At 66.7% G+C, this 23169-nt stretch carries 14 protein-coding genes and 3 rRNA genes; 14 read left to right on the forward strand and 3 right to left on the reverse strand.

Features of this window, described 5'->3' with window-relative positions:
- Positions 1-152 precede the first annotated feature (152 nt).
- Both DN051_RS31785 and DN051_RS31790 read left to right on the forward strand, forming a co-directional pair.
- Positions 153-962: a M15 family metallopeptidase gene (locus tag DN051_RS31785; protein WP_112440121.1), complete on the forward strand. Its 810-nt coding sequence runs from the start codon at positions 153-155 to the stop codon at positions 960-962.
- A gap of 47 nt (positions 963-1009) precedes the next feature.
- Positions 1010-1546 (forward strand): NUDIX domain-containing protein, encoded by a 537-nt coding sequence (locus DN051_RS31790; protein WP_053759935.1) that lies wholly within the window; start codon positions 1010-1012, stop codon positions 1544-1546.
- Positions 1547-1744: 198 nt separating this feature from the next.
- Here the strand turns inward: DN051_RS31790 and DN051_RS31795 are convergent, their stop codons facing one another.
- The gene (locus DN051_RS31795; RefSeq protein ID WP_112440123.1) at positions 1745-4108 is read right to left on the reverse strand and encodes a glycoside hydrolase family 31 protein; all 2364 of its coding nucleotides are present in this window, start codon (positions 4106-4108) and stop codon (positions 1745-1747) included.
- Positions 4109-4319: 211 nt separating this feature from the next.
- Between DN051_RS31795 and DN051_RS31800 the strand changes: the two genes are divergently transcribed.
- On the forward strand, positions 4320-6287 hold the full coding sequence (locus DN051_RS31800) for an acetoacetate--CoA ligase (protein WP_112440125.1): 1968 nt from the start codon (positions 4320-4322) through the stop codon (positions 6285-6287).
- 196 nt (positions 6288-6483) lie between these two features.
- The gene (locus DN051_RS31805; protein ID WP_053759938.1) at positions 6484-7377 is read left to right on the forward strand and encodes a hypothetical protein; all 894 of its coding nucleotides are present in this window, start codon (positions 6484-6486) and stop codon (positions 7375-7377) included.
- A gap of 81 nt (positions 7378-7458) precedes the next feature.
- Here the strand turns inward: DN051_RS31805 and ptsP are convergent, their stop codons facing one another.
- A complete protein-coding gene (gene ptsP, locus DN051_RS31810; RefSeq protein ID WP_053759939.1) occupies positions 7459-9129 on the reverse strand; it encodes a phosphoenolpyruvate--protein phosphotransferase in 1671 nt (556 codons plus the stop codon).
- Positions 9130-9206: 77 nt separating this feature from the next.
- Positions 9207-9656 carry a PTS sugar transporter subunit IIA gene (locus DN051_RS31815; protein ID WP_053759940.1) on the reverse strand — a complete coding sequence of 150 codons (450 nt, stop codon included), beginning with the start codon at positions 9654-9656 and terminating at the stop codon, positions 9207-9209.
- Between the two features lie 552 nt (positions 9657-10208).
- On the opposite strand from DN051_RS31815, the gene DN051_RS31825 reads away from it, so the two are divergent.
- From DN051_RS31825 to ftsR, 10 genes are all read left to right on the forward strand, one after another.
- Positions 10209-11731 (forward strand): 16S ribosomal RNA (locus DN051_RS31825).
- A 305-nt stretch (positions 11732-12036) separates the two neighbouring features.
- A 23S ribosomal RNA gene (locus tag DN051_RS31830) occupies positions 12037-15157 on the forward strand.
- A gap of 85 nt (positions 15158-15242) precedes the next feature.
- Positions 15243-15359: ribosomal RNA gene (rrf, locus tag DN051_RS31835) — 5S ribosomal RNA — on the forward strand.
- The 16S, 23S and 5S rRNA genes sit together here, the layout of an rRNA operon.
- Before the next feature lie 109 nt (positions 15360-15468).
- Positions 15469-16077, forward strand: coding sequence for a cardiolipin synthase ClsA (gene clsA / locus DN051_RS31840; RefSeq protein ID WP_053757149.1), 609 nt, complete (start codon positions 15469-15471; stop codon positions 16075-16077).
- A gap of 113 nt (positions 16078-16190) precedes the next feature.
- Positions 16191-18686, forward strand: a complete 2496-nt coding sequence (locus DN051_RS31845; RefSeq protein WP_112440129.1) for a mannose-1-phosphate guanyltransferase — start codon at positions 16191-16193, stop codon at positions 18684-18686.
- A gap of 98 nt (positions 18687-18784) precedes the next feature.
- Positions 18785-19708 carry a DUF881 domain-containing protein gene (locus DN051_RS31850; RefSeq protein ID WP_112440131.1) on the forward strand — a complete coding sequence of 308 codons (924 nt, stop codon included), beginning with the start codon at positions 18785-18787 and terminating at the stop codon, positions 19706-19708.
- Positions 19705-20037 carry a small basic family protein gene (locus tag DN051_RS31855; RefSeq protein ID WP_003988855.1) on the forward strand — a complete coding sequence of 111 codons (333 nt, stop codon included), beginning with the start codon at positions 19705-19707 and terminating at the stop codon, positions 20035-20037. Before DN051_RS31850 ends, DN051_RS31855 begins: the two co-directional genes overlap by 4 nt.
- A gap of 5 nt (positions 20038-20042) precedes the next feature.
- On the forward strand, positions 20043-20891 hold the full coding sequence (locus DN051_RS31860) for a DUF881 domain-containing protein (protein WP_079000419.1): 849 nt from the start codon (positions 20043-20045) through the stop codon (positions 20889-20891).
- A 61-nt stretch (positions 20892-20952) separates the two neighbouring features.
- A complete protein-coding gene (locus DN051_RS31865; protein ID WP_112440133.1) occupies positions 20953-21912 on the forward strand; it encodes a zinc-ribbon and FHA domain-containing protein in 960 nt (319 codons plus the stop codon).
- 42 nt (positions 21913-21954) lie between these two features.
- Positions 21955-22692, forward strand: coding sequence for a transcriptional regulator FtsR (gene ftsR / locus DN051_RS31870; RefSeq protein ID WP_112440135.1), 738 nt, complete (start codon positions 21955-21957; stop codon positions 22690-22692).
- The last annotated feature ends 477 nt before the right edge of the window (positions 22693-23169 follow it).

The raw sequence follows: 23169 nt of genomic DNA on the forward strand, positions 1-23169 counted from the left end.
GTGTGCGTGTACGCAAGGTCCCTCCCGCACGCCGAGCTGAACTGACGGTCCGTCAGAAGTCTGCCACGGCAACCCGGCTCCGTCACCCGATCGGACGCGCGGCCTGTCCACCGCTTCCCGGACGCCGATCTCTCCTGCACCATGTAGGAGACATGACACGACTTTCGCTGCCGGCCCGAAGCCTGGTCACCTTGCTCGTCGCCGCGCTGGCTCTGACCGCCGCACCTGCCACCGCCCGGGCGAAGACCGAGCCCAAGGCCCCCGACGGCTTCGTCGCACTGCGCACCGTCGACCGGACGATCATCCAGGAGATGCGCTACTTCACCCCGCACAACTTCGTGGGCGAGCGCATCGACGGCTACCGGCAGCCCTTGTGCATCCTCACCCGCCCCGCCGCCGAGGCGCTCCACCAGGCGCAACGGACCCTGCTGCGCCGCGGCTACACCCTGAAGGTCTACGACTGCTACCGGCCGCAACGAGCCGTGGACCACTTCGTCCGCTGGGCCGAGGACCTCGACGACGAGGCCATGAAGGACGAGTTCTACCCGAACGTCGAAAAGAACCGGCTGTTCGCCGACGGCTACATCGCGGAGAAGTCGGGCCACAGCCGCGGCTCCACCGTCGACCTGACCATCGTGAAGCTCCCGGCGAAGCCGACCCGGCCGTACGTGCCCGGAGAACCCCTGGCGCCCTGCCACGCGCCCCGGAACGAGCGCTTCCCCGACAATTCCGTCGACATGGGCACCGGATACGACTGCTTCGACACCCTCTCCCACACCCTCGACCCGCGCATCCAGGGGGAGCAGCGGGCGAACCGGCTCCAGCTCAAGGGCATCCTCGAAGACCTCGGATTCGTGAACCTCGCCGAGGAGTGGTGGCACTACACCTACAAGCCCGAGCTGTATCCGGACACCTACTTCGACTTCCCCGTGTCCAGCAAGTCGCTGGCCGGACACCACTGAGCCACCTGGTGAAGACGCCCTCTCCAAGATCGGATACAGTCCGCCGCGTGTCCGAAACTCAGCACTCCGCCCCCAACTCCGCAGCGGGCTCCCACTGTTCAAGCTGCGGATCGCCCTACGGAGAGGGCGTCACCGGCTGGCCCCGCACCTGTCCGGCCTGCGGCGCCGTGGCCCACCGCAACCCGCTGCCCGTCGCCGTAGCCCTCCAGCCGGTCTACGACACCAAGGGCACCGCCCTGGTCGTCATCACCCGAACCGTCGCCCCCGCGCGCGGAGGCGTCGCCCTGCCCGGCGGCTACGTCGACGACCGCGAGGACTGGCGGCACGCCCTCGTCCGCGAACTCCGGGAGGAAACCGGCATCGAGGCGGCGAGCCGCGATGTACGGCTCGTCGACGCGATGAGCTCGCCCGACGGGCATCTCCTGCTGTTCGGCGCGCTTCCCGAACGCCCCGCCGACCGCCTCCCCGAACCGGCACCCACGGACGAGACGGAGGGCTGGCACCTCCTGCGCAGGCCCGAGGAACTCGCCTTCCCCCTGCACACGATCGCCGTACGGGCCTGGTTCGACGGCCGGTACATCTAGTGCCGCGGCAGGCAACGTTCTCCCCGTAGCGACGCCCGGCACGCTCCCCCACTGCCCGCAAGGGGTGGGAGGTGCCCCCACTCGCCGCACCGGCCGAAAGTCCGAGTACGTCCGGTACGAGGACTTCCGGCCGGCACACCGAGAGCACGCACCGGACGCCGCTCCTCACGGGCAACCGTTGCCGGCCGCGGCAGTAGCTCAGCCCTCCCCGAGCCCCCGCACACGCACCGGGTGAGGCGGCTCGCCGACGCCGTCCTCACCCTCCCGCTCCACGACCACGCGCGAGCCCTCCCAGCGCACCGCGTACCGTTCGATCTCCGCCTCCTCCCACCCGTCGCCGCTGTCCGGGACGACCATCCCCCCGCCACCGCGCCCACGGGCGGGAGCCCACACCTCCAACTCCAGACCGCCGTCCGCGCTCCGCGTGGGTATCACGGACCCCGCGCGCGCCAGCACCGGAATCCGCGACAGCGGGGCATCCACGAGAACCTGACCCGGCCCCCGGTACGGCTGCTCCGTAGCCGTGTCGTACCACAGCCCCCTCGGCAGCTGCACCGCACGCCGGTCCGCGCCGGGGTCGAGCACCGGCGCCACCAGGAGGCAGTCGCCGAGCAGGAAGGCGTCCTCGCAGTCCCGCAGCGCCCGGTCCTCCGGCGCACCCCACCACAGCGGCCGCACATAGGGCGCGCCCGTGCGACGGGCCAGATGTGCCAGCGTCACGAAGTACGGCGCCAGCCGCCGGCGCCCGACCAGTGCCGCACGCGCGTGCTCCAGCACGTCGGCACCGAACTCCCAAGGCTCCCTGCGACCGGCCCGCAGACTCGCGTGGGTGCGGAACAGCGGCAGATGGGCGCCGAGATGGAACCAGCGCAGATACAGCTCGGGGGAAGGGCTGCCGTCGAAGCCGCCCACGTCCGGCCCCGAGTACGGCACCCCGCACAGCCCCAGTCCAAGGACCAGCGACATCGACGCCCGGAGCCCCGGCCACCCCGTCGCGACGTCGCCGGACCAGGTACCGCCGTAGCGCTGCGCACCGACCCAGCCGGAGCGCGAGAACAGGAACGGCCGCTGCCGCGGCGTCAACGCGCGCACCCCCTCGAATCCTGCCCGCGCCATGCACAGGGCGTACACGTTGTGCGCCTCCCGGTGGTCACCGCCGCGCCCCTCCAGAGCGTGCCGGGACGAGCGGGGCAGCGTCGGCTCCCCGAAGGCCGTGAACGACGTCGGCTCGTTCATGTCGTGCCAGAAGCCGGCGAATCCCTGAGCGAGCCGCTCCTCGTAGAGGCCGCCCCACCACTCACGCACGCGCGCGTGCGTGAAGTCGGGATAGGCGACCTCGCCGGGCCACGCCACCCCGTGGACCACGTCCCCGGAGCCGTCCCGCACGAACGCGTCCTCCGCGACCCCGCCGTCGTACACGGCGTTGCCCGGCTCCGACTTCACGGCCGGATCGATGATCGACACCAGCCGCACCCCGTCCCGCCACAACTCCTCGGCCAGCTCCGGCAGCTTCGGGAAGCGTTCCCGGTCCACGGTGAACACCTGATGGGCGTCGTAGTGGTCGATGTCCAGATGGACCGCGTCCAGCGGGAGATCCCGCTCCCGGTACCCGGCCACGATCCGCCGCACTTCCTGCTCCGAGCCGAACCCCCACCGCGCGTGGTGGTGCCCCAGCGCCCAGGCGGGCGGCAGCGCGGGCGCACCGGTGAGCGAGGCCCAGGCAAGCAGCACACGCGCGGGGGTGCCCACCACCACCCAGCACCGCAGCGGGCCGCCGTCCATACGCAACTCGCACGTCCCCGCCCGGTCGTGCCCGGAACCGGCACCCTCCTCGCCCTCGCGCAGGGTCACCGTCCCGTCCCACGTGCTGTCGTGGAACACCAGATGCGTGCCGGCGTCGGCCACGACGAACTGCACCGGCATGGTGATGTACAGCGGGTCGTCCCCGGGCACGAAGGCACGCCCCGGGTCGGTGTTCCACAGCCGGTACGTGCCGTCCCGCAACCTGGGCCCCGACGCGCGTCCACCCAGCCCGAAGAAGCGCGCGTCCGCAGGCACCTCCGCCCGCTGAAGCCAGCGCGCGCCGCCCCCGTCGACCGGCTCCCACCACCGCGGCGGCAGATCGCGCCGCAAGGTCACACCGCCCGGCGTACGTACCTCCACAGCTCCGTTGCGCGACACCACGACGGTCACCCGCTCCGCCACGACACGCCAGCCGCCGTCCTTGTCCGGCTCCAGCACCGCCCGGGGATCGGGCTCCGGGCAGCCGACGAGCGCGTACGACGGCTCGGGCTCCGCGCCGTCCCACCCCCAGAACACGGCGCCGTTAGCCGCGACGACGATCCGCAACCGGGACCGGCTGAACCACAACGTGCCACCACCCGGCCCCGGCTCCGCGTTCTGCACCTGGCCCGGCACCCGCGCCCGCTCGGCGCCCCGCGGCGGCAGCCCCGCGGAGTCGGTACGCCTACGCCGCCATGCCGCCCGCACGGTACGCAACGCCTGGGCCGCCCCCACCGAACCGACCGCCTTCACCGAACGCACCAGGTCACGACCCTCCATACTGCTCACCCTGCCATTGACCACGCCACACGCGGGCGTCGTTCAACTGCCGTTCACCCGTGCCGGAACCACATCTTCACGATGCCGACTATGTGGGCGGCACCCTGGTGTCCTAGTCGATCACATGGCATCGTCCGTACTGCCGCGTCACGCGCACACCCAAGCCCGTGCGCGAGCGACGCACACGACGCGTACAGCCCGGGAGCCGCCCATGTCGACCGTGAACCCCCAGCCGCTCTGGCAGCCGGATCCGGGGCACATCGCCCGTGCACGGATCACCGAGTTCCAGGCCTGGGCGGCGGAGCACCACGGTGCCCCGGCCGAGGGCGGCTACGCCGCACTGCACCGCTGGTCCGTCGACGAACTCGACACGTTCTGGGAAGCCGTCACCCAGTGGTTCGACGTGCGGTTCTCCACCCCCTGCACGCGCGTGCTCGGCGACCGGTCGATGCCCGGCGCGCAGTGGTTCCCCGGCGCGACCCTGAACTACGCCGAGCACGCCCTGCGCGCGGCCGAGACCCGCCCGGACGAACCGGCCCTGCTGTGCGTCGACGAGACTCACGAGCCGATTCCCGTGACCTGGTCCGAGCTGCGCCGCCAGGTCGGCTCCCTCGCCGCCGAACTGCGCGCCCTCGGTGTCCGACCGGGCGCCCGCGTCAGCGGCTACCTCCCGAACATCCCCCAGGCCGTCGTCGCCCTGCTCGCGACAGCGGCCGTCGGCGGCGTGTGGACCTCCTGCGCCCCCGACTTCGGCGCCCGCAGCGTCCTCGACCGCTTCCAGCAGGTCGAACCCGTGGTCCTGTTCACGGTCGACGGTTACCGCTACGGCGGCAAGGAGCACGACCGCCGCGACACGGTCGCCGAACTACGCCGCGAACTGCCCACCCTGCGCGCCGTCGTCCACATCCCGCTCCTCGGCACCGAGGCACCCGAGGGCGCTCTGGAGTGGTCGGCGCTGACGGGCGCGGACACCGACCCCGTCTTCGAACAGGTCCCCTTCGACCACCCGCTGTGGGTCCTGTACTCCTCCGGCACGACAGGCCTGCCCAAGGCGATCGTCCAGTCCCAGGGCGGCATCCTCGTCGAGCACCTCAAGCAGCTCGGCCTGCACTGCGACCTCGGCCCCGAAGACCGGTTCTTCTGGTACACCTCCACCGGCTGGATGATGTGGAACTTCCTCGTCTCCGGCCTCCTGACGGGCACGACGATCGTCCTCTACGACGGCAGCCCCGGCCATCCCGACACCGGCGCACAGTGGCGCATCGCCGAACGCACGGCCGCCACGTTCTACGGAACCTCGGCCGCGTACGTCATGGCCTGCCGGAAATCGGACGTCCACCCCGCCCGGGACTACGACCTCTCCACGGTGAAGTGCGTCGCCACCACGGGATCACCGCTGCCCCCCGACGGTTTCCGCTGGCTTCACCACGAGGTGCGCCCCGACCTGTGGATCGCTTCGGTGAGCGGCGGCACGGACGTGTGCTCCTGCTTCGCGGGAGCCGTGCCGACCCTGCCCGTGTACATCGGTGAACTCCAGGCACCCGGGCTCGGCACCGACCTTCAGTCCTGGGACCCGAGCGGCAAGCCTCTGATCGACGAGGTCGGCGAACTCGTGGTCACCAACCCCATGCCGTCCATGCCGATCCACTTCTGGAACGACCCGGACGGCACCCGCTACCGCGACAGCTACTTCGACATGTACCCCGGCGTCTGGCGTCATGGCGACTGGATCACCCTCACCTCCCGAGGCTCCGTGATCATCCACGGCCGCTCCGACTCCACCCTCAACCGGCAGGGCGTGCGTATGGGGTCTGCCGACATCTACGAAGCCGTGGAGCGCCTGCCCGAGATCAAGGAATCCCTCGTCATCGGCGTCGAACAGCCCGACGGCGGCTACTGGATGCCCCTGTTCGTGCACCTGGCTCCCGGAGCGACACTCGACGAAACCCTTGTGAACCGCGTCAAGCAGACCATCCGCGAGCAGCTCTCCCCGCGCCACATCCCCGACGAGATCATCGAGGTGCCCGGCATCCCGCACACCCTCACCGGCAAGCGGATCGAGGTGCCGGTCAAGCGCCTTCTCCAGGGCACACCCCTGGAGAAGGCCGTCAATCCCGGCTCCATCGACAACCTCGACCTGCTGTCCTTCTACGAGGACCTCGGCCGCAAGCGCTCCTGACCGACCGCGCCCCCACCGCATCTCGGTCGGCACCGGCCCCGCGCTCATCGACCACGACGTCGGGTCGCGGGGCCGAACCATGTGGCCCACCTGCCCTGACCTGCGCTGATCGACCGCGAGGAGAAGGCCAGCCCTCGATTGTCAGTGCGGACGATTACTGTGAGTGAGCATTGATCGACCGTGCACAGGGGGAAAGATGGCGCACACCGACCACGAGACCATGCGACGCGTCCTGCGCCGCGAAATCGCCGGCACCATCGGCCTGCTGACCGACGAACACGACTTCCGGGCCATGCGGCGCTACCGCAGCTTCACCTTCGACGACCACGAGACCTACCTGCAACAGGTCGAGTCCCTCCTCAGGACACGAGCTTCCCAGGGCAGCCACACCACGGTGGCCCTCTTCGACCCGCAGGAGTACGCCGAGTTCTGCTCGCAGAAGGGCCTCGACCCCGACCTGCCGTCGAGCCGCACCCGCTTCACGGCGGAACTGGCCGGCACGGGCCCCACGGTCGAGTACGAGGGACAGACCCTCACCGACCTGGTCCCGGCCCTGGTGGACGAAGCGGTCCGCCAGGCGACGTGGGAGTACGCCTCCACACTCCTGGCCCGGCTCGGAGCCTGTCCGACCTGTGGCGAAGACCTGGGCCGCGCGGCCTTCACCCGCGCCTCGAACCTCATCAGGCGCATCCTCGACACGTCCCCACCGGGCAACCGGCACCTCGTCTGCAGTGTCTCGAGCACGCCGGAAACCCTCTTCGCCGTCCTCCACGCCGACGACGACCCCCAGGGCACCACGCGGCTCGACCAGACCGAATCCCTCGAATTCAGCACCGTGCTGGCCGTGGGCATCGCCACCCGGAGCACCGGCGGACTCGTCATGCGAACCACCACCCCAGGAACCGCGGAACGCATCTACGGCTGGCGCCTGCGCGGCGACGGCCTCGAGCCCCTCACCGCGGGCGAGGTCTTCGACGCCTATTGCACCGACATCGAATCGGGTGACCTCATCTCCCCGGAATCAGGAGTCGACTACTGCGAACCTCCCGACCTGGGACAGGACGGGAGGACCACGGACCACCGCCACTGAGCACCCGACAGCCCGAAGGGCGCCCCACCCGAAGGTGGAGCGCCCCAGGGGACGGCAGTGAAGGCCGGTGGACGGCTTCTCCTACTCGCCGGAGAGCACGGCCTGAGCCGCGTTCCGCGCCTCCTCGGCGCTGTCGGCAGCACGCGCCGCCGACGCGGCCCGCTCGCACTGAGCGAGCGTGTACTTCGCCAGGGTCGCCCGGACATAAGGAATCGACGCCGCACCCATGGACAGCGAGGTGACGCCCAGACCGGTCAGCACACACGCCAGCAGAGGGTCGGACGCGGCCTCACCGCAGACACCGCAGCTCTTGCCCTCGGCCTTCGCCCCTTCGGCGGACAGCGCGACCAGGTCCAGCAGCGCGGGCTGCCACGGATCCTGCAGACGCGACACCGCACCCACCTGACGGTCGGCGGCGAAGGTGTACTGGGCGAGGTCATTGGTCCCCAGCGACAGGAACTCCACCTCTTGAAGGATCGAACGCGCCCGCAGCGCGGCAGAAGGAATCTCCACCATCGCGCCGAACTTGGCCTGCAGACCCGCCTCACGGCATGCGTCCGCGAACGCCTTGGCGTCGCTGCGGTCCGCCACCATCGGGGCCATCACCTCGAGGTAGACCGGCAGGCCCTCGGCGGCCTTCGCGAGCGCCGTCAGCTGCGTCCGCAGCACCTCGGGGTGGTCGAGCAGGGCACGCAGCCCCCGCACACCGAGGGCCGGGTTCGGCTCGTCGGCGGGCGTCAGGAAGTCCAGCGGCTTGTCGGCACCCGCATCCAGGACACGGACCACGACCCGGCCCTCGGGGAACGCCTCGAGTACCTGCCGATAGGCCTCGATCTGCTTCTCCTCGGAAGGAGCCTGCTTGCTGTCGTCCAGGAAAAGGAACTCGGTACGGAAGAGACCGACCCCTTCCGCACCGGCCTCCACCGCGGCCGCGACATCGGCGGGACCGCCGATGTTGGCGAGCAGCGGCACCTTGTGCCCGTCGGACGTGACACCCGGGCCGCTCGACCCGGCCAGCGCCGCCTTGCGCTCGGCGGCCGCGGCCTCCAGTTGCGCCCTCTTCTCCGCACTGGGCTCCACGAAGATCTCGCCGGTGCTGCCGTCGACCGCGATGACCGTGCCTTCGGCGAGCTCACCGGCGCCCGGCAGCGCCACCACGGCGGGAACACCGAGAGCCCGAGCGAGAATCGCGCTGTGGCTGGTCGGCCCGCCCTCCTCGGTGACGAAGCCGAGAACGAGGGTCGGGTCCAGCAGCGCCGTGTCGGCCGGCGCGAGGTCGCGGGCGACGAGGACGTACGGCTCGTCACTGTCCGGGACACCCGGCATGGGCACACCGAGCAACCGCGCCACGATTCGATTCCGCACGTCGTCGAGGTCGGCCACGCGCCCGGCGAGGTACTCGCCCGCGCCGGCCAGCAGCTCCCGGTACGCGGCGAAGGCGTCGTACACCGCACGCTCGGCGGTGCTGCCGACGGCGATACGTCGATCCACATCGGCCATCAGCTCCGGGTCCTGGGCCATCATGGCCTGGGCCTCGAGCACCGCCTGGGCCTCGCCGCCCGCCAGGTTGCCGCGCGCGTTCAGGTCGGCGGCCACGGCCTCCACGGCCTGGCGCGCGCGCCCCTGTTCGCGCCCCGCCTCTTCCGCCGGTATCTGCTTCGCCGGCGGCTCAAGGACCGCCGTCCCCATGTGCCGAACCTCGCCGATCGCCACTCCGTGGCTCACGCCGACGCCTCGCAGCGTTGTCTCCATCTCACCCGTCTCCGATAGTGCGGCAAGCCATGCCGCCGCGGTGGTTGTTCACGATGCCGTCGGACGACGGCGTGACGTCACTGCCAGACGAAGAGGCTGTCGCCGGCCTTGACGTCGCCGTCGGTACGGAGCTCGGAGAGGGACTCGGCGGTTGCTTCCAGCGCCACGACGGGGCAGACCGGAGACTTGCCGGCGGCCTCCACGGCGGCCGGGTCCCAGCGCACGACGCTCTGGCCGCGCGTGACGGTGTCGCCCTTGTTCACGAGCAGCTCGAAGCCCTCACCGTTGAGCTGCACGGTGTCGATGCCGAGGTGGGTGAGCACGCCGTGTCCGTCCGCGTCCACGACCACGAAGGCGTGCGGGTGAAGGGAGACAACGACTCCGTCGACGGGAGCGACGGCCTCGGAGGGCTCACGCACGGGGTCGATGGCGGTACCCGGGCCGACCATGGCCCCGGAGAAGACCGGATCCGGCACCGCGGCCAGTCCGATGGCGCGTCCAGCGAGCGGGGACGACACAGTGGTCATGGGAAGCCTCCCAGGGGCGGAGATTCATACAGGCCGTCACGACCTGTCCCGGACGGCGCACTGTTGAGCAGGGTATGGCATATGAAGTACCCGTTCCGCATGGGAGGTCCTGCTTGACGGGCCTAGGACACGTCAGCAATCGATTTGCACGCGCTCCCGAGCCCCGTGTACAGTCGTACTCCTGCCTGAGACCGAACGGTGCTCCAAGCCCCGAGGCCAGGCGGCATCCAAACTCGTCAGATCCTATCTCGGGGTCACATTCTGCATGCCTGCAGGACGGTGGTCAGGGAGACGGAAAAACACTGATAGAGTTCGGAACATCGAAGGGAAGCGCCCGGAGGAAAGCCCGAGAGGGTGAGTACGAAGGAAGCGTCCGTTCCTTGAGAACTCAACAGCGTGCCAAAAGTCAACGCCAGATATGTTGATACCCCGTCTCCAGCATTTGCTGGGGCGAGGTTCCTTTGAAATAACACAGCGAGGACGCTGTGAACGGTCGGATTATTCCTCCGATCGTTCCGCTCTCGTGGTGTTCGCCCCGATCACGGGGAAGCATTCACGGAGAGTTTGATCCTGGCTCAGGACGAACGCTGGCGGCGTGCTTAACACATGCAAGTCGAACGATGAAGCCCTTCGGGGTGGATTAGTGGCGAACGGGTGAGTAACACGTGGGCAATCTGCCCTGCACTCTGGGACAAGCCCTGGAAACGGGGTCTAATACCGGATATGAGCCTCTTTCGCATGGTTGAGGTTGTAAAGCTCCGGCGGTGCAGGATGAGCCCGCGGCCTATCAGCTTGTTGGTGAGGTAACGGCTCACCAAGGCGACGACGGGTAGCCGGCCTGAGAGGGCGACCGGCCACACTGGGACTGAGACACGGCCCAGACTCCTACGGGAGGCAGCAGTGGGGAATATTGCACAATGGGCGAAAGCCTGATGCAGCGACGCCGCGTGAGGGATGACGGCCTTCGGGTTGTAAACCTCTTTCAGCAGGGAAGAAGCGAAAGTGACGGTACCTGCAGAAGAAGCGCCGGCTAACTACGTGCCAGCAGCCGCGGTAATACGTAGGGCGCAAGCGTTGTCCGGAATTATTGGGCGTAAAGAGCTCGTAGGCGGCTTGTCACGTCGGTTGTGAAAGCCCGGGGCTTAACCCCGGGTCTGCAGTCGATACGGGCAGGCTAGAGTTCGGTAGGGGAGATCGGAATTCCTGGTGTAGCGGTGAAATGCGCAGATATCAGGAGGAACACCGGTGGCGAAGGCGGATCTCTGGGCCGATACTGACGCTGAGGAGCGAAAGCGTGGGGAGCGAACAGGATTAGATACCCTGGTAGTCCACGCCGTAAACGGTGGGCACTAGGTGTGGGCAACATTCCACGTTGTCCGTGCCGCAGCTAACGCATTAAGTGCCCCGCCTGGGGAGTACGGCCGCAAGGCTAAAACTCAAAGGAATTGACGGGGGCCCGCACAAGCGGCGGAGCATGTGGCTTAATTCGACGCAACGCGAAGAACCTTACCAAGGCTTGACATACACCGGAAACGTCTGGAGACAGGCGCCCCCTTGTGGTCGGTGTACAGGTGGTGCATGGCTGTCGTCAGCTCGTGTCGTGAGATGTTGGGTTAAGTCCCGCAACGAGCGCAACCCTTGTCCCGTGTTGCCAGCAGGCCCTTGTGGTGCTGGGGACTCACGGGAGACCGCCGGGGTCAACTCGGAGGAAGGTGGGGACGACGTCAAGTCATCATGCCCCTTATGTCTTGGGCTGCACACGTGCTACAATGGCCGGTACAATGAGCTGCGATACCGTGAGGTGGAGCGAATCTCAAAAAGCCGGTCTCAGTTCGGATTGGGGTCTGCAACTCGACCCCATGAAGTCGGAGTCGCTAGTAATCGCAGATCAGCATTGCTGCGGTGAATACGTTCCCGGGCCTTGTACACACCGCCCGTCACGTCACGAAAGTCGGTAACACCCGAAGCCGGTGGCCCAACCCTTGTGGAGGGAGCTGTCGAAGGTGGGACTGGCGATTGGGACGAAGTCGTAACAAGGTAGCCGTACCGGAAGGTGCGGCTGGATCACCTCCTTTCTAAGGAGCACTTCTTAATCAGCTTCGGCTGGTTCAGAGGCCAGGATGCGAGCGAACGTCTCGCACTGGTTGCTCATGGGTGGAACGTTGACTATTCGGCCAGGTCTTGGGTCGGGGGCTGCTAGTACTGCTCGTCAGAGCGTGGAACGCATGATCTTCGGACGGGAGCTGGTCGGGCACGCTGTTGGGTGTCTGAGGGAATGAAGTTTCCTTCAGTCGCCGGCCCCAGTGAACTCCGGTTTGGTCCGGGGGTGATGGGTGGTTGGTCGTTGTTTGAGAACTGCACAGTGGACGCGAGCATCTGTGGCCAAGTTTTTAAGGGCGCACGGTGGATGCCTTGGCACCAGGAACCGATGAAGGACGTGGGAGGCCACGATAGTCCCCGGGGAGTCGTCAACCAGGCTTTGATCCGGGGGTTTCCGAATGGGGAAACCCGGCAGTCGTCATGGGCTGTCACCCGCTGCTGAACACATAGGCAGTGTGGAGGGAACGAGGGGAAGTGAAACATCTCAGTACCCTCAGGAAGAGAAAACAACCGTGATTCCGGGAGTAGTGGCGAGCGAAACTGGATGAGGCCAAACCGTGTACGTGTGAGACCCGGCAGGGGTTGCGTATACGGGGTTGTGGGATCTCTCTTTTGCGGTCTGCCGGCCGTGAGACGAGTCAGAAACCGTTGATGTAGACGAAGGACATGCGAAAGGTCCGGCGTAGAGGGTAAGACCCCCGTAGTCGAAATGTCAGCGGCTTGTTTGAGAGACACCCAAGTAGCACGGGGCCCGAGAAATCCCGTGTGAATCTGGCGGGACCACCCGCTAAGCCTAAATATTCCCTGGTGACCGATAGCGGATAGTACCGTGAGGGAATGGTGAAAAGTACCCCGGGAGGGGAGTGAAATAGTACCTGAAACCGTGTGCCTACAAGCCGTGGGAGCGTCGGAATGTGCTTGCACATTCTCGTGACTGCGTGCCTTTTGAAGAATGAGCCTGCGAGTTTGCGGTGTGTTGCGAGGTTAACCCGGGTGGGGTAGCCGTAGCGAAAGCGAGTCCGAACAGGGCGTTTTTAGTAGCACGCTCAAGACCCGAAGCGGAGTGATCTAGCCATGGGCAGGTTGAAGCGGAGGTAAGACTTCGTGGAGGACCGAACCCACCAGGGTTGAAAACCTGGGGGATGACCTGTGGTTAGGGGTGAAAGGCCAATCAAACTCCGTGATAGCTGGTTCTCCCCGAAATGCATTTAGGTGCAGCGTCGTGTGTTTCTTGCCGGAGGTAGAGCACTGGATAGGCGATGGGCCCTACCGGGTTACTGACCTTAGCCAAACTCCGAATGCCGGTAAGTGAGAGCGCGGCAGTGAGACTGTGGGGGATAAGCTCCATGGTCGAGAGGGAAACAGCCCAGAGCATCGACTAAGGCCCCTAAGCGTACGCTAAGTGGGAAAGGATGTGGAGTCGCACAGACAACCAGGAGGTTGGCTTAGAAGCAGCCACCCTTGAAAGAGTGCGTAATAGCTCACTGGTCTAGTGATTCCGCGCCGACAATGTAGCGGGGCTCAAGCGTACCGCCGAAGTCGTGTCATTGCAGCATGTAGGGCCAACGCCCGCTGTGATGGGTAGGGGAGCGTCGTCTGCCGGGTGAAGCAGCACCGGAAGGTAGTTGTGGACGGTTGACGAGTGAGAATGCAGGCATGAGTAGCGATACAAACGTGAGAAACGTTTGCGCCGATTGACTAAGGGTTCCTGGGTCAAGCTGATCTGCCCAGGGTAAGTCGGGACCTAAGGCGAGGCCGACAGGCGTAGTCGATGGATAACCGGTTGATATTCCGGTACCCGCTGTGAAGCGTCAAACATCGAGCATCGTGATGCTAAGGCCGTGAAGCCGCCCTGATCTCTTCGGAGTTGAGGGGAGTGGTGGAGCCGCCGGACCAAGCGGTTAGTAGGTGAGTGATGGGGTGACGCAGGAAGGTAGTCCATCCCGGGCGGTGGTTGTCCCGGGGTAAGGGTGTAGGCCGTGCGATAGGTAAATCCGTCGCACTTGAGGCTGAGACCTGATGCCGAGCCGATTGTGGTGAAGTGGATGATCCTATGCTGTCGAGAAAAGCCTCTAGCGAGTTTCATGGCGGCCCGTACCCTAAACCGACTCAGGTGGTCAGGTAGAGAATACCGAGGCGTTCGGGTGAACTATGGTTAAGGAACTCGGCAAAATGCCCCCGTAACTTCGGGAGAAGGGGGGCCACGCCTGGTGAGAGCATTTACTGTTCGAGCTGGGGGTGGCCGCAGAGACCAGCGAGAAGCGACTGTTTACTAAAAACACAGGTCCGTGCGAAGCCGTAAGGCGATGTATACGGACTGACGCCTGCCCGGTGCTGGAACGTTAAGGGGACCGGTTAGCTCCATTTCGGTGGGGCGAAGCTGAGAACTTAAGCGCCAGTAAACGGCGGTGGTAACTATAACCATCCTAAGGTAGCGAAATTCCTTGTCGGGTAAGTTCCGACCTGCACGAATGGCGTAACGACTTCTCGACTGTCTCAACCATAGGCCCGGTGAAATTGCACTACGAGTAAAGATGCTCGTTTCGCGCAGCAGGACGGAAAGACCCCGGGACCTTTACTACAGTTTGATATTGGTGTTCGGTTCGGCTTGTGTAGGATAGCTGGGAGACTTTGAAGCTTGGACGCCAGTTCAGGTGGAGTCGTCGTTGAAATACCAGTCTGGTCGTGCTGGATGTCTAACCTGGGTCCGTGATCCGGATCAGGGACAGTGTCTGATGGGTAGTTTAACTGGGGCGGTTGCCTCCTAAAGAGTAACGGAGGCGCCCAAAGGTTCCCTCAGCCTGGTTGGTAATCAGGTGTTGAGTGTAAGTGCACAAGGGAGCTTGACTGTGAGACCGACGGGTCGAGCAGGGACGAAAGTCGGGACTAGTGATCCGGCGGTGGCTTGTGGAAGCGCCGTCGCTCAACGGATAAAAGGTACCCCGGGGATAACAGGCTGATCTTCCCCAAGAGTCCATATCGACGGGATGGTTTGGCACCTCGATGTCGGCTCGTCGCATCCTGGGGCTGGAGTCGGTCCCAAGGGTTGGGCTGTTCGCCCATTAAAGCGGTACGCGAGCTGGGTTTAGAACGTCGTGAGACAGTTCGGTCCCTATCCGCTGTGCGCGTAGGAGTCTTGAGAAGGGCTGTCCCTAGTACGAGAGGACCGGGACGGACGAACCTCTGGTGTGCCAGTTGTTCTGCCAAGGGCATGGCTGGTTGGCTACGTTCGGGAGGGATAACCGCTGAAAGCATCTAAGCGGGAAGCCTGCTTCGAGATGAGGGCTCCCACCCACTTGATGGGGTAAGGCTCCCAGTAGACGACTGGGTTGATAGGCCGGATATGGAAGCACGGTAACGTGTGGAGTTGACCGGTACTAATAGGCCGAGGGCTTGTCCTCAGTTGCTCGCGTCCACTGTGTTGGTTCTGAAACCACGAACAGCCCCGTATGGCCACATGCGGTTCGGTTGTCAGTTTCATAGTGTTTCGGTGGTTATAGCGTGAGGGAAACGCCCGGTTACATACCGAACCCGGAAGCTAAGCCTCACAGCGCCGATGGTACTGCAGGGGGGACCCTGTGGGAGAGTAGGACGCCGCCGAACTCCTTTTGTAGCTCCGGCTCTTGGGCACCTGGCCCAAGAGCCGGAGCTTTTTTGCGTTGAGGTAAGGTCAGTGGGCATCGTTGGCTCGTTTTCGACAGGAGGCCCCCGGTTGGAGGTCCAGGAGACTCGCGTCCAGACGGACCGGGTCCTCACCATCCCGAACATCCTCAGCATGGCCCGGCTCGTCGGCGTGCCCCTGTTCCTGTGGCTGATCCTCAGGCCCGAGTTCGGTGGGCCGAAGAGTGACGGCTGGGCGCTGTTGGTGCTGCTTCTGAGCGGGATCAGTGACTACCTGGACGGCAAACTTGCCCGGCGTTGGAACCAGATCAGCAGCCTCGGCCGGCTCCTGGATCCCGCGGCTGACCGGCTTTACATTCTCTCGACCCTGGTCGGTCTCACATGGCGAGAGATTCTGCCGATCTGGTTGACGGCCGTACTGTTGGCGCGGGAACTGGTTCTGCTGGTGATGGTGGGCATCCTCCGGCGCCATGGCTATCCTCCGCCGCAGGTGAACTTCCTCGGGAAGGCCGCCACCTTCAACCTGATGTACGCCTTCCCGTTGCTGTTGCTGAGTGACGGAACTGGATGGATCTCGTCACTCGCTGCTATTTTCGGATGGGCGTTCGCAGGGTGGGGTACAACGCTGTACTGGTGGGCAGGAGTCCTCTACATGGTTCAAGTCCGCCGCCTGGTACGTGCGGACGCCATGGCCGATTGAGCTCCCCGAATGCGCGGCCGTAGCGGTGCGATGGCCCGCGAGGGAAAAGTGCGGGACAATTCGGACGGGTGAAGTCGGCTAACCGTCGTCTCTTCGAGGAGGACGCTTCCGACATGAAGGCCGTCGTGATGGCCGGTGGCGAAGGCACACGCCTTCGCCCCATGACCTCAAGCATGCCCAAGCCGCTCCTGCCGGTGGTCAACCGGCCGATCATGGAGCACGTTCTGAGGCTGCTCAAAAGGCATGGGCTCAACGAGACCGTCGTAACAGTCCAGTTCCTTGCCTCACTGGTCAAGAACTACTTCGGTGATGGCGAGGAGCTCGGAATGGAGCTCACGTATGCCAACGAGGAGAAGCCACTCGGTACCGCCGGAAGTGTCAAGAACGCTGAAGAGGCGTTGAAGGACGACACATTCCTCGTGATCTCCGGTGATGCCCTGACCGACTTCGACCTCACCGATCTGATCAACTTCCACAGGGAAAAGGGCGCGCTGGTCACGGTCTGCCTGACGCGTGTGCCCAACCCGCTGGAATTCGGCATCACCATCGTCGACGAAGAGGGCAAGGTCGAGCGGTTCCTGGAGAAGCCGACGTGGGGCCAGGTGTTCTCGGACACCGTGAACACCGGCATCTACGTGATGGAGCCCGAGGTCTTCAACTATGTCGAGGCCGATGTCTCGGTCGACTGGTCGGGTGATGTCTTCCCGCAGCTCATGAAGGAGGGCAAGCCGGTATACGGCTATGTCGCCGAGGGCTACTGGGAGGACGTCGGTACGCACGAGAGCTATGTGAAGGCGCAGGCCGATGTCCTCGAGGGCAAGGTCGACGTCGAGATCGACGGTTTCGAGATCTCGCCGGGTGTGTGGGTGGCCGAGGGTGCCGAGGTGCATCCCGATGCCGAACTCCGGGGGCCGCTCTACATCGGCGACTACGCCAAGGTGGAGGCCGGCACGGAGATCCGGGAGCACACCGTCGTCGGCTCGAACGTGGTCGTCAAGAGCGGGGCGTTCCTGCACCGGGCCGTCGTGCACGACAACGTGTACGTAGGGCAGCACAGCAATCTGCGGGGCTGTGTCGTCGGAAAGAACACCGACATCATGCGTGCCGCGCGGATCGAGGACGGGGCGGTCATCGGCGACGAATGCCTCATCGGTGAAGAGTCGATCGTGCAGGGCAATGTGCGGGTCTACCCGTTCAAGACGATCGAGGCCGGTGCCTTCGTCAACACCTCGGTGATCTGGGAGTCCCGCAGTCAGGCGCACCTCTTCGGTGCCCGCGGGGTCTCCGGAATCCTGAACGTCGAGATCACTCCGGAACTGGCCGTCCGTCTGGCCGGCGCGTACGCGACGACGCTGAAGAAGGGCTCGACGGTCACCACGGCTCGTGACCACTCCCGTGGTGCGCGTGCGCTCAAGCGGGCCGTGATCTCCGCGCTGCAGGCCAGTGCCATCGACGTACGGGACCTGGAGAACGTACCGCTGCCGGTCGCGCGTCAGCAGACCGCCCGGGGAAGCGCCGGCGGGATCATGATCCGGACCAGTCCGGGTGTGCCGGACTCCGTGGACATCATGTTCTTCGACGGGCAGGGAGCCGATCTGTCGCAGGCGAGCCAGCGGAAGCTGGACCGGGTGTTCGCGCGGCAGGAGTACCGGCGCGCGTTCCCGGGGGAGATCGGGGACCTGTACTTCCCGGCGAGCGTCTTCGACTCGTACACCGGGTCGCTGCTGCGCAATGTCGACACGACCGGAATCACCGAGTCGGGGCTGAAGGTGGTCGTCGACGCCTCGAACGGCAGTGCCGGGCTCGTGCTGCCCAGCCTGCTCGGCAAGCTGGGTGTGGACTCGCTGACGATCAATCCCGGTCTGGACGAGTCCAGGCCGACGGAGACGGCGGATGCGCGGCGGTCGGGGCTGGTGCGACTGGGAGAGATCGTCGCGTCGGCGCGGGCCGCGTTCGGGGTGCGCTTCGACCCGGTCGGTGAGCGGCTGTCGCTGGTCGACGAGAAGGGGCGGATCGTCGAGGACGATCGTGCGCTGCTCGTCATGCTCGACCTGGTGGCCGCCGAGCGCCGTAGCGGGCGGGTGGCGCTGCCGGTGACCACCACGAGGATCGCCGAGCAGGTCGCGGCGTACCACGGGACTCAGGTGGAGTGGACCACCACCTCGCCCGACGACCTGACGCGCGTCGGGCACGACGAGGGGACCATCTTCGGCGGTGACGGCAAGGGCGCGTTCATCGTTCCGGAGTTCAGCAGCGTCTTCGACGGTGCGGCCGCGTTCGTGCGGCTGATCGGGCTCGTGGCACGGACGCAGCTCACGCTCAGCCAGATCGACGCGCGCATTCCGCGGGCCCATGTGCTGAAGCGGGACCTGGCGACTCCCTGGGCCGTCAAGGGCCTGGTGATGCGCCGGGTCGTGGAGGCGGCCGGAGACCGTGACGTGGACACCACCGACGGTGTGCGGGTGGTGGAGGCCGACGGGCGCTGGGTGATGGTGCTGCCCGACCCGGCCGAGGCGGTCACCCACCTGTGGGCTGAGGGGCCGGACGACGCGTCCGCGCAGGCCCTGCTGGACGAGTGGTCGGCCGTCGTGGACAGCGCCGGTCGATAATTCGGGCAGCACGCGTGCGTGCCGGACAAGTGTCCCTAAGGGGGCCTGTCCGGCACGCCGGTGGGGCCATTCGGAGGTAGTGGTCGCGACGTGCGACGATGTGCGGCATGCCGCAGCAGCCCCCCGTTCGGAGCACATCCGCGCCCCCCGCGCGCCCGGACGCGTCCATGTCGCTGCTCACCAATGTCATGGACCACAGCCTCGACGACGGATACGCCGAGGCGGCGCGCAGAAGGCGGGAGGCCGGCGAGGGTGGCCTGCCCAGGACCCTGAGGGCGAAGCTCGGTCTGGCCGCCGGTCTGGTCCTTGCCGCGCTCGTGGTGACCGTGGGGGCGGCGCAGGCCCGGGTGGCGGCGCCGGTCGTCGCGAAGGAGCGCGAGGAGCTGATCGACCGGATCGAGCGGGAGACCGCCGCGGCGGACGAGCTGGAAAGCGACGTCGACAAGCTGCGCGACGACGTCGGTGCCCGGCAGCGCGAGGCGCTGAGGCACATCGGCGGCGGGCGGACCGACCTGATGGGCATGCTGTCCGGCGCCGCGGAAGTGCACGGACCCGGGGTGAAGTTGGTCGTGAACGACGCCAAGGAGTCCGACGCCGGCGGCGACAGCGACCCGCGTGGGACCTCGGGCTTCTCCGACACGGGGCGGGTGCGCGACCGTGACATGCAGCGGGTGGTGAACGGGCTCTGGGAGTCGGGTGCCGAGGCCGTGTCGATCAACGGGCAGCGGCTGACCGCCCTGTCGGCGATCAGGGCGGCCGGTGACGCGATACTGGTCGACAACCGGCCACTCGTGCCGCCGTACACGGTGCTCGCGGTGGGTGACGGCGCGCGGCTGAGCAGCAAGTTCCAGAACAGCGCGGACGGGCTTTACCTGCATGCCCTGCGGGAGAACTTCGGTATCCGGAACACCATCTCCGTCGAGGACGATGTGCGGCTGCCGGCGGCGCCGAGTGTGATCGTCCGCACAGCGGAGCCGATAACCGAGTCAGCACAGCCGAGAACTGAGAAAGGCACATCGTGATCGCCGTACTGGGCCTCGTCGTGGGAGTCGTGGCCGGCCTGTTGGTCCGGCCCGAGGTTCCGGCGGTCGTCGAGCCGTATCTGCCGATCGCCGTCGTGGCGGCGCTGGACGCCGTGTTCGGCGGTCTGCGGGCCATGCTCGACGGCATCTTCGACGACAAGGTCTTCGTGGTGTCGTTCCTGTCGAACGTGGTGGTCGCCGCGTTGATCGTCTTCCTCGGTGACAAGTTGGGAGTCGGCGCGCAGCTGTCGACCGGCGTCGTGGTGGTCCTCGGCATCCGTATCTTCTCCAATGCCGCGGCGATCCGCCGGCATGTGTTCCGGGCGTGAGGCCGATGAGCCAGGAGCTGGGCAATCAGGACGGAACGGGCGCGAACCGGCTGCGCAAGGAGCTGCCCGACGAGGTGCGGATCCCGGCCACGACCACCGTGGACACCGGTGAGGCGGAGACCGCGCCGGTACTCACCGGCCGCCAGCGGCTTGTGAAGGGCCTGTGGCCACCGCGTGTCACGCGGGCCCAACTCATCGTGGCGCTGCTGTTGTTCGGTCTCGGATTCGGGCTGGCCGTACAGGTCGCCTCGAACAGTGACGGCGACAGTGCCCTGCGGGGTGCGCGACAGGAAGATCTCGTTCGCATCCTCGATGAACTGGACGACCGCACACAGCGTCTTGAGGACGAGAAGCGGGGACTGGAGCAGCAGCGGGACGAGCTGGAGAACAGCTCGAACCAGGCCGAGGAGGCCCGCAGGCAGACGATCGAGAAGGAAAGGCAACTCGGCATCCTCGCGGGCACGGTGGCGGCGCAGGGGCCCGGCATCACGATCGTCATCGACGACACGAAGGGGACGGTGGAGGCGGACATGCTGCTCGACGCGATCCAGGAGCTGCGCGCGGCCGGTGCCGAAGCGATCCAGGTGAACGGCGTGCGAGTGATCGCGAGCACCTTTCTGACCGACTCCGGGCAGGGTGTGGCCGTCGACGGGAACAAGATCAATGCCCCGTATCGTTTCAAGGTCATCGGCAAGCCGCAGGACCTGGAGCCGGCGCTCAACATCCCTGGAGGCGTGGTGCAGACGCTGGAGAAGGAGCAGGCCACCGTTACTGTCGAGCGGTCGGACAAGATCGTTGTGGACGCCTTGCGGGCGGTGAAGCGACCTGACTACGCTCGGTCGTCCTCTCGGTGAACCGACCGTGCATGGGGGTAGTCCGGCCAGGGCATGAGGTTGCGGGGGGTCGGCGCACCGATTGGGTGGTGCGTGGTGGAAACTGTCTGGTGGATACGGACGTTGTGAGGATGTCCGGGTCGGCCGGAGTGTGCAGTCAGGGTTCGTCCTGCCCCACGGGCGGGTCTGTTCAGGTCAAGGGGAATCGCCCGTGAAGTTGTTTGCGAAGTTGTTCGGCAAGAGCGCGCGAGAGGACCGCGGCAACGCGACCTCCCGCCATCGCGCACAGCCTGACGCAGAGGGTCAGCGCCCCCTGTTCCGTGACCAGGTCGCTGGTCCGGGCGGTGACATTTCCGGAGGTCAGGGCGCGCCGAGTGTTGACCCTGCCCAGTCCGGCGGCATAGGTTTCGGGCAACCGTCAACCTCAAGTACGGGTGGAGGGTTCTCCGACGGCCCGTACGCGTCCAATGCCCCTGCGGGGCAGCCGCGGCAGGAGGATCCGTCCATGTCGGCCCTGGTTTGTACGAGGTGCGGTAACCGCAACGCGGAGAGCAGCCGCTTCTGCTCCAACTGTGGCGCGCCGTTGCGGGCCGGTGTGACCCCCGAGCGTCCGTCCGAGACGACCTCCACGATCTCCATCAGCGGTCTGGAGGCCTACGACGCCGAGGTCACCGGCCAGACGCAGATGCCGATGCTCTCTCCGGAGGCACAGGCCGCGGTGGACGCGCTGCCGCTGGGCTCCGCCCTGCTGGTGGTGCGCCGGGGGCCGAACTCGGGCAGTCGCTTCCTGCTGGACAGCGACCTGACCACCGCCGGGCGTCACCCGCAGAGCGACATCTTCCTGGACGACGTGACGGTCTCGCGGCGGCACGTGGAGTTCCGCCGCAGCCCGGACGGCTCGTTCACCGTGGCCGACGTGGGCAGCCTGAACGGCACCTACGTCAACCGGGAACGGATCGACCAGGTCGCCCTGTCGAACGGTGACGAGGTGCAGATCGGCAAGTACCGGCTGGTGTTCTACGCGAGCCGGCACGGCATCTGACCCTCCCCCGGACGCTGTCCGGGGGGACCCCAGGGAAGGTCCATGCTTCATACACCGAGCGGTGGTGCCGGAAGCGGCACCACCGCCACGGACGGCGCGCTGATGAGCATCGGCACGGTGTTGAACGTGTTGCGCGAGGAGTTTCCCGAGGTCACCATCTCCAAGATCCGCTTCCTGGAGTCGGAAGGGCTGATCGAACCGCAGCGGACGCCCTCCGGGTACCGGAAATTCAGCGCGGCCGACGTCGAGCGACTCGGTCATGTGCTGAGGATGCAGCGGGACCACTACCTGCCGCTCAAAGTGATCAGGGAGCACCTCGACGCCGTGGAGCGCGGCGAGGACGTGCGGCTGCCCACGCTCGGCCGGCAGCGCGACGGCGAGGCCGGGCCCGAGCCGGTCGAGAAGCCGGCTTCCGCCCGCATCGCGCGGGCGCAGCTACTGGCAGACGCCGGGATCGGCGACCAGGAGCTCGTGGAGTGGGAGTCGTACGGGCTGATCACTCCGCTGTCGGACGGTGTGTACGACGCGGAGACGGTCACCGTCGCCTCGCTCATCGCCGAGCTGGGACGATTCGGTATCGAGCCGCGCCATCTGCGGGTGATGAAGGCGGCCGCCGATCGTGAGGCCGGGCTGGTCGAGCAAGTCGTGGCTCCGCTGATGAGGCACCGCAACCCGCAGACCAGGACGCACGCGCAGGCTCGTGCGCAGGAGCTGGCGGGCCTCACCGTGAAGCTGCACGCGGCGTTGGTGCAGACGGCGCTGGGCGTACGCCTGCCCTGAGGACGTCCGCACAGCGTGCCGCCGGGGCCCGGGCGAGCGACGCTGGGTGCAGCGGGCGGCCGGAGGGCGACGGTGCGAGGTGCCGGGCCGGGTCGAGAAGCAGACTGCCTGCCGGTCATTGCCGACCCGGTGCGAGACCGGGGCGGCGCAACCGGGCGTGGGTCGGCTTCCCAGGGCAGGTCGGATGGGCCGCGAGGCCGGGGGCGGCGTCGCGGCGGGTGCCGCGGGCTCCTGCGAGGCCGTGCGGGGGGGGTGCGGTCTCGACCGGGCCCCATCGCCACTCCGGCTGCATCGGCCTGCAGAGGGCTGAGCTGGGCGTGCGTTCGTTCACCGACGGGCGAGTCGGCCGGCCGTGGAGTACGGGACGCGCCCGGTCGGGCTCCCGGAGCCGGTGTGAATATGCGCGGGTGTCCGTGCCGGGCCCCGGGGGGCCTGGGAGGCCGAGCCGGTTCGGGGTGGGAACCGTGCGCGTGGCGT

Origin of the sequence: Streptomyces cadmiisoli (genome assembly GCF_003261055.1) — a bacterium.
Taxonomy (GTDB): domain Bacteria; phylum Actinomycetota; class Actinomycetes; order Streptomycetales; family Streptomycetaceae; genus Streptomyces; species Streptomyces cadmiisoli.